Source organism: Gordonibacter sp. (genome assembly GCF_036667095.1).
Lineage (GTDB): Bacteria > Actinomycetota > Coriobacteriia > Coriobacteriales > Eggerthellaceae > Gordonibacter.
Genome location: NZ_JAVWUP010000130.1, coordinates 1 through 6554, shown reverse-complemented (window position 1 = coordinate 6554; position 6554 = coordinate 1). Strand labels below are relative to the sequence as shown.

Here is a 6554-nt window from a genome sequence, read left to right as displayed (position 1 = left end):
TTCAAGCACCGTTCAAGCACCGTTCAAGCACCGTTCAAGCACCGTTCAAGCACCGTTCAAGCACCGGAAAATTGTACCTTCATCTGCTAATACTCCGTGATAAACTCCGGTCATGAAAGTAGTTCTCTCCCACATATCTGCCCTCGAATACTGGCGCTCGACGCTCAGCGATGCCGGCTTGGCACGCGCAACGTGTCGCGCCAAAACCCTCCCCGAAAAAGCGCCGCACGCCTCCTTGGCGAAAAAATACCTGCTATCCCATACCAATCTCTTCTCCCCGCCCATCCATGTCTTGGCGCTCGATGGCCGACGAAAAAACTCATCTTGCCTCGTTATTCACCAAGCAAAAACTTTACCCGACGGCTCCTTGCGAACAATCGTGCTTCCCGGCTGCGACGAACCCCTTCTCATCACCAGCCCCGAGCTGACTTTTGTCCACCTGGCCTCGCTTCTGAGTTTTTCACGCACCGTGCATCTCGGCTACGAGTTTTGCGGAACATACGCACCAGACAAAAATGAGTTTTACGGCATGAGAAACAGGCTTCCCCTCACCTCGCTCTCAAAACTGAACTGTTACACGAACAAGGCAAAACATATCCGGGGCGCTCAAGCAGCCCGAACCGCTCTCCCCCATGTGCTGGATGGGTCAGCCTCACCGAGAGAATCCATGCTGGCAGCACTCTTGACGCTCCCTTACGCCCGCGGAGGAAGCAACATCGAGCAACCGCGAATGAACGCCCCCCTCGTCCTCGGAAAGCGAAACAGGCGCGATGCCAACCAAGCTTCCTTTCGATGCGACCTACTCTGGCCCGACAAAAAGGTAGCCGTCGAATACGACAGCACCCTTTGCCACACCGGTGCCACTCGCATTGCAAACGACGCCACACGCCGCAATGCGATCGAATCCCTCGGCTTCACCGTAATAACCGCAACATGGCCCCAAGTAAAGAACTATCGCGAATACACCCGGCTGGTGCACATCCTCGCCGGCCACTTGGGTACAAGAATTAGACCGACCTGCGCCGACTATTCCAACAAGCAATTGGCGCTTCGCTCGGAACTGCTGCCTTGATCATCCGCACCGCCCCTATCGACTACTAGCAGCACCGCCCCCCCAACAGCAGGGCCCCACCAGCGCCACAGCCGCAGCCGCCGCCAGCAGCACCTGGTCGATCACGTACGTATGCCGTTGCACCCACCAACGCCGCAGCCGCAGCCGCCAGCAGCACCCCCATCAACACCACCACCACCGTCGTCGTCGTCAGCACCACCGCCAGCAGCAGCGTCCGGATAACTTTGCGCTCACGCGTTCGAGCCCATCTGCCCCCTTGCCCGCCGCTCAAACTGCGGGCACAATACCGTGCCCCAAAAGGGAATCGCAGCACCTAACCAGGCGAACACGAAACCTACGATGTTTTGGCAGTTTTCGATAGATATTCGTCATTCGAAGCTATCCCACGTTACCCAAAGAACCGCGTCGAATCTGCAGCCGCTCATTACCCCTGATCACGACAACGACTCAAAGACGCTTGGCTAAAATGCTAAAACCAATGACGAATATCTCTGATTTTCCGCCAACTTTCAGGGAATCAACCGTGCGGACGACAGCACCAATGCTCCAACTCCGAGAGCGCATTCATTGCGCCAGCCGTGCTCTACCTCGAACCAGGGCGTGCAGCCGCAGTTCACAACAAGCATCACAGCATCGGGCGAGCCCGGTCAAACCGCCGCGACAAAAGCGCTCAGAATCGCCTCTCTAGACAGATCCCCCTTCAGGCTCAAACATTTGCGAGCCGCCTACGTCCGCGAAGCCGATCCCGCGAGAGAGCACTGCGACCGTAGCCGCACCCTTATTCCAGATACGCCCCCGTCTGGCGGCTCCACAGGTTCGCGTAGTCGCCACCAGCCTCGATAAGCTGGGCATGCGGGCCGTCTTCGGCCACCTTGCCACCATCCAATACCACGATGCGATCGAGGCTGGCCACCGTTGACAAGCGGTGCGCCACCACAATCGCGGTACGGCCGCGCATGAGCGTGGCCAACGCATCTTGCACCAGCTGTTCGCTTTCAGAGTCGAGCGCACTCGTGGCCTCGTCTAATACCAGCACCGGACAATCCGCCAGAAGCGCCCGCGCGATAGCGATGCGCTGGCGCTGTCCACCCGAAAGCTTCACCCCGCGCTCGCCGGTGATGGTGTCGAATCCTTGCGGCAACCGCTCGATAAACTCAAGTGCATTCGCCTGGCGGGCCGCATTGCGGATCTCGTCAAGCGAGGCATCCGGACGCCCATAGGCGATGTTCTCCGCGATAGTACGGTGGAACAGCAGGGCCTCTTGCGGCACATAGGCAATCTGGCGGCGAAGCGACTGCTGAGTCGTGTCGGCAATATCCTGCCCGTCGATAAGGATGCGCCCCTCCTGGATATCGGACAGCCGCAGCAAAAGCTTGGTGAGCGTGGTCTTCCCCGCCCCGCTCATACCCACCAAACCGACGCGCTGGCCGGCAGGAATATGCAACTCGAACTGGTTGAACACCTGGGTGCGCGCCTCTCCGTCGGTGTACCAGAAATCAATGCCCGCAAAGTCGATGGCACCTTCGCGCACCTCAAGCGGTTCCGCATCCGGCTTGTCGGCCACCAGGCGCGGCTCGTCCAAGATCACGGTCATGCCGGACGCATCGCCAAAAGCGCGGTTGAAGCGCTGCAAGCCGTTGTTGATGAAGTTGAACTGGTTCGTGACCGTATAGGTGTAGGTGAACATGACCACCAAGGTACCCGGCGTAATGCCGTACCACGCATTGCCGCCCGCAATAAACACCGCAACCACGCTCATGATGGCGATGGTGATGCACGCCGTCACGATGCCGCGCGTAAGCGACGCCCACATGCGCTTGGAGTCGCGCGCCACCACCTCGCGGTTCGCCTGGTCGAACAGCCCGCGCTCGTAGTCCTCGCGTCCGTAGGTTTTCACCGCCAAGATATTCGCCACCGAATCGGACAGCTCGCCGGAAAGCTGGTTTTGTGCGCCAGCCGCCCTCTCGTTCAGGTGCAAAATGCGCTTGTACATGAAATACGACACGCCTGCATACACCGCCAAAAGCACCATAAGAATAGCCACGTACACCGGCACGCGCGGTGCCAAGATAGCGCACGTGAACACAACCGAGCAGATCACCGGCAGAAACGGGAACGTAACGGTTTCCAGCAGCAACTGGTAGGAGCTCATGAACTTCGTAGTTTGGCTGACTAGCGTGCCGCCGAAGCGGTTGGAGTGAAACGACATCGACTGGTTGCACAGCGCATCGAACGACATGGTCGCCAGATCGTAGGAAGCGGAGATCTGCAGCCGGTACATAGTATAGTCCTGTAGCTTGCTGGCCACCTGACCGGCCACATTGATGCCGACAAGCGCCAAGATGTAAGGTCCGAACACCGTGAACACCTCGTCCGCGCCCACAGGGCCCGCACTCACACGGTCCACCACGAGGCTCATCACGTAGGGGTTGCCGTACGACAACAGCGCCACGAATAGAAACGTGGACGTCATGAGCGCCGCAAACAACCCGAGGTGCTTTCGGGTGACCAGCCAGAAGTAGTGCAGTGTGCGACGCGTCGTGGACGGGGTACCTGTTCGTGCCATACTAGTTCCTTCTCTCTTTGTCGAAGATTATGCCACAAAGAGGTACCCTAAGTCCGGGGCGAACATGGCAAATAAAATCCCGGAACCGTTCGCAGCTCCGAGAGGCTCACTGCGCCGCCGCAAGCCTTCAGTCGGTCAGTCGGCATGCCCACCACTCAGGAGCAGAAAAGAAATTACCAGGGGATATCGGATCGACGGAGCGTATTCGCAATGCCGGAGAAATAGCGTTTCGACAACGAACACCACAGCTTGTCCAAGATATGGTTTACTACGATGAGAGCACACGACTCCATACCGCGCGCCACCGAAGCCCAAGCAAGAGAATACCGAGGCTTGACGACCATGCACCAACCAAACGCACAAGAGCCCCAGGCACCCTGCTCTTTCCCACCTCCCACCCACATCAAGGTGCGCGGCGCGCGCGTCCACAACTTGAGCAATGTCGACATCAACATCCCTTTGAACCAGCTGGTGGGCATTGCCGGCGTCTCAGGGTCGGGCAAGTCGTCGCTGGCACTGGGCGTGCTCTATGCGGAAGGCTCGCGACGCTACCTCGAGGCGCTGTCCACCTACACGCGCCGCCGCCTCACCCAGGCAAGCAGCGCCGATGTCGACGAAGTACTCCACGTTCCCGCGGCGCTTGCCCTACACCAGCGCCCGAGCACCCCGGGAGTACGCAGCACGTTCGGCACGTCGACCGAGCTGCTGAACAGCCTGCGACTGCTGTTCTCGCGCACAGGCAGCCACGTATGCCCCAACGGCCATCGCGTACCACCCACTCTCAACGTGGCGGCCGAGCGACCCATTACCTGTCCCACGTGCAACGTGCAGTTCTACGGTCCGGGTGCCGAAAGCCTGGCCTTCAACAGCGACGGGGCGTGCCCCACCTGCGAGGGAACAGGCATCGTGCGCACCGTGGACACTGCCTCGCTCGTGCCCGACGAGACGCTCTCCATCGAGGACGGCGCCGTGCTGCCATGGAACACCCTCATGTGGGATCTCATGAAGCAGGTCGCCCGAGAGATGGGCGTGCGCACCGACATCCCCTTCAACCAACTCACGCCAGAAGAGCGCGACCTGGTTTTTCGTGGGCCTGCCGAGAAGAAGCACATCCTCTACCAGGCAAAGAAGTCCGATACGTTTGCCGAGCTGGACTTCACGTACTACAACGCCGTCTATACCGTAGAGAACGCATTGGCGAAGGTGAAGGACGAGGCGGGCCTCAAGCGCGTGGCCCGGTTCCTCGCGCAAGGTCCCTGCCCCGCCTGCGGCGGCACGCGCCTCTCAGCACCGGCACGCAACCCGCACGTAGCTGGCATCAACCTGGCAGAAGCAACGCAGAAGACCCTCGAAGATCTGGTCGCATGGGCAGATGATGTACCTGCAACCCTACCTCGCGAGATGCGCCCTTTGGCCGCAAGTATTTGCGAGTCGCTCCAGCACACGGCCCGACGCCTCGTCGATCTGGGATTGGGCTATCTCTCACTCGATCGCGCCAGCTCGACGCTGTCCACCGGAGAACGCCAGCGCGTGCAGCTGGCTCGCGCGGTGCGCAACCGAACCACTGGCGTGCTCTACGTTTTAGACGAACCCTCCATCGGATTGCATCCTTCCAACATCGACGGGCTCCTGGAGGTCATACGCGACCTTTTGGCCGACGGCAACTCGGTGGTCATGGTCGACCACGATACGCATATCCTGTCCCACGTCGATCACCTCATCGAGATGGGGCCGGGTGCGGGCGCCAGCGGCGGACAGGTGGTGGCCCAAGGCTCCCTTGAGGAAATCGAAGCCAACCCGGCAACGCTCATCGGCCCCTTCCTAACGGGGAACGCATCGGTGCGCGTCCACGAGCGCCTAGCCGCCGGCACCGTCTTTGACAAGGGGCGCATCCACCTGGAAACAGACGAGCTGCACACCGTGAAGCCGCTGTCCGTCGATATCCCTCGTGGCCGACTAACCGCCGTCACCGGGGTTTCGGGCTCTGGCAAGACAACCCTCGTGCTGGAAAGCCTCATCCCCGCCCTCAGGGCCTATGCGACCGGCTCAAAGCCACCCGCCCACGTGAAGTTTATCGAGGCCGAAGGTATCAGCCGGGCGAACCTCATCGACGCCACGCCCATCGGCACCAACGTGCGCTCGACGGTCGCCACCTACGCAGGCGTGCACGATGAGCTGCGTCGCGCCTTTGCCCGCACCGACGAGGCGAAGGCAGCGGGGCTCAAAGCGGGCGACTTCTCCTACAACACCGGGAAACTACGCTGCCCTACCTGCGACGGCACCGGCTCCATCAGCTTGGACGTGCAGTTCCTGCCCGACGTCAACATAACCTGTCCCGCCTGCAAAGGATCGCGCTACAGCGACGAGGCCACCTTCATACACCGCAGCCGAAAGGGCACCGAGGGCCTAGGCCTGTCCTTGCCGCAGCTCATGTCGCTCAGCGTCGACGAGGCGCTGTCAACCACCGGCGACCTGAAAAAGGTGCACGCGCGCCTAGAAACCCTGCATGACCTGGGCTTGGGTTACCTCACACTCGGCGAGGCGACACCCGCGCTTTCCGGCGGAGAGGCGCAGCGTCTGAAGCTGGCAAGCGAGATGGCGCGCACACAGGAAGACGCCGTGTTCGTATTCGACGAGCCCACCATCGGCTTGCATCCGCTCGACGTGCGCACCTTGCTCGAAGTGTTCGAGAACCTTATCGAACACGGAGCCACCGTCGTAGTCATCGAGCACGACCTGGACGTCATAGCAAACGCCGACTACGCCGTGGATATGGGGCCCGGCGGCGGCGAGTCCGGAGGACGCATCGTCGCCACCGGCACGCCCGCCCAGATCGCCGCCAACCCGGCCAGCATCACCGGACAGTACCTACCCTCGATGCAGCACCTGCGCAGATAAGGCAGCAAGATAGCGAAC

4 protein-coding genes are annotated in these 6554 nt (G+C 60.7%); 2 read left to right on the top strand and 2 right to left on the bottom strand.

Going from position 1 to position 6554, the window contains the following annotated elements; genetic code table 11:
* Nucleotides 1-112 precede the first annotated feature (112 nt).
* A complete protein-coding gene (locus tag RR842_RS10485; RefSeq protein WP_332521383.1) occupies nt 113-1072 on the top strand; it encodes a hypothetical protein in 960 nt (319 codons plus the stop codon).
* A gap of 25 nt (nt 1073-1097) precedes the next feature.
* On the opposite strand, the gene RR842_RS10480 is transcribed toward RR842_RS10485, so the two are convergent.
* Together RR842_RS10480 and RR842_RS10475 are read right to left on the bottom strand one after the other, a co-directional pair.
* Entirely contained in the window at nt 1098-1271 is a 174-nt protein-coding gene (locus RR842_RS10480) for a hypothetical protein (protein WP_332729701.1), read from the bottom strand.
* A 579-nt stretch (nt 1272-1850) separates the two neighbouring features.
* The gene (locus tag RR842_RS10475; RefSeq protein WP_332729700.1) at nt 1851-3638 is read right to left on the bottom strand and encodes an ABC transporter ATP-binding protein; all 1788 of its coding nucleotides are present in this window, start codon (nt 3636-3638) and stop codon (nt 1851-1853) included.
* 342 nt (nt 3639-3980) lie between these two features.
* Here RR842_RS10475 and RR842_RS10470 point away from each other — a divergent pair, with 342 nt between their 5' ends.
* The gene (locus RR842_RS10470) at nt 3981-6536 is read left to right on the top strand and encodes an excinuclease ABC subunit UvrA (RefSeq protein WP_332729699.1); all 2556 of its coding nucleotides are present in this window, start codon (nt 3981-3983) and stop codon (nt 6534-6536) included.
* The last annotated feature ends 18 nt before the right edge of the window (nt 6537-6554 follow it).

Bases quoted from the DNA above. Each gene is read 5' to 3' on its own strand.
- RR842_RS10485 (WP_332521383.1), top strand. From the start codon at position 113: ATGAAAGTAGTTCTCTCCCACATATCTGCCCTCGAATACTGGCGCTCG.
- RR842_RS10475 (WP_332729700.1), bottom strand. From the start codon at position 3,638: ATGGCACGAACAGGTACCCCGTCCACGACGCGTCGCACACTGCACTAC.
- RR842_RS10470 (WP_332729699.1), top strand. From the start codon at position 3,981: ATGCACCAACCAAACGCACAAGAGCCCCAGGCACCCTGCTCTTTCCCA.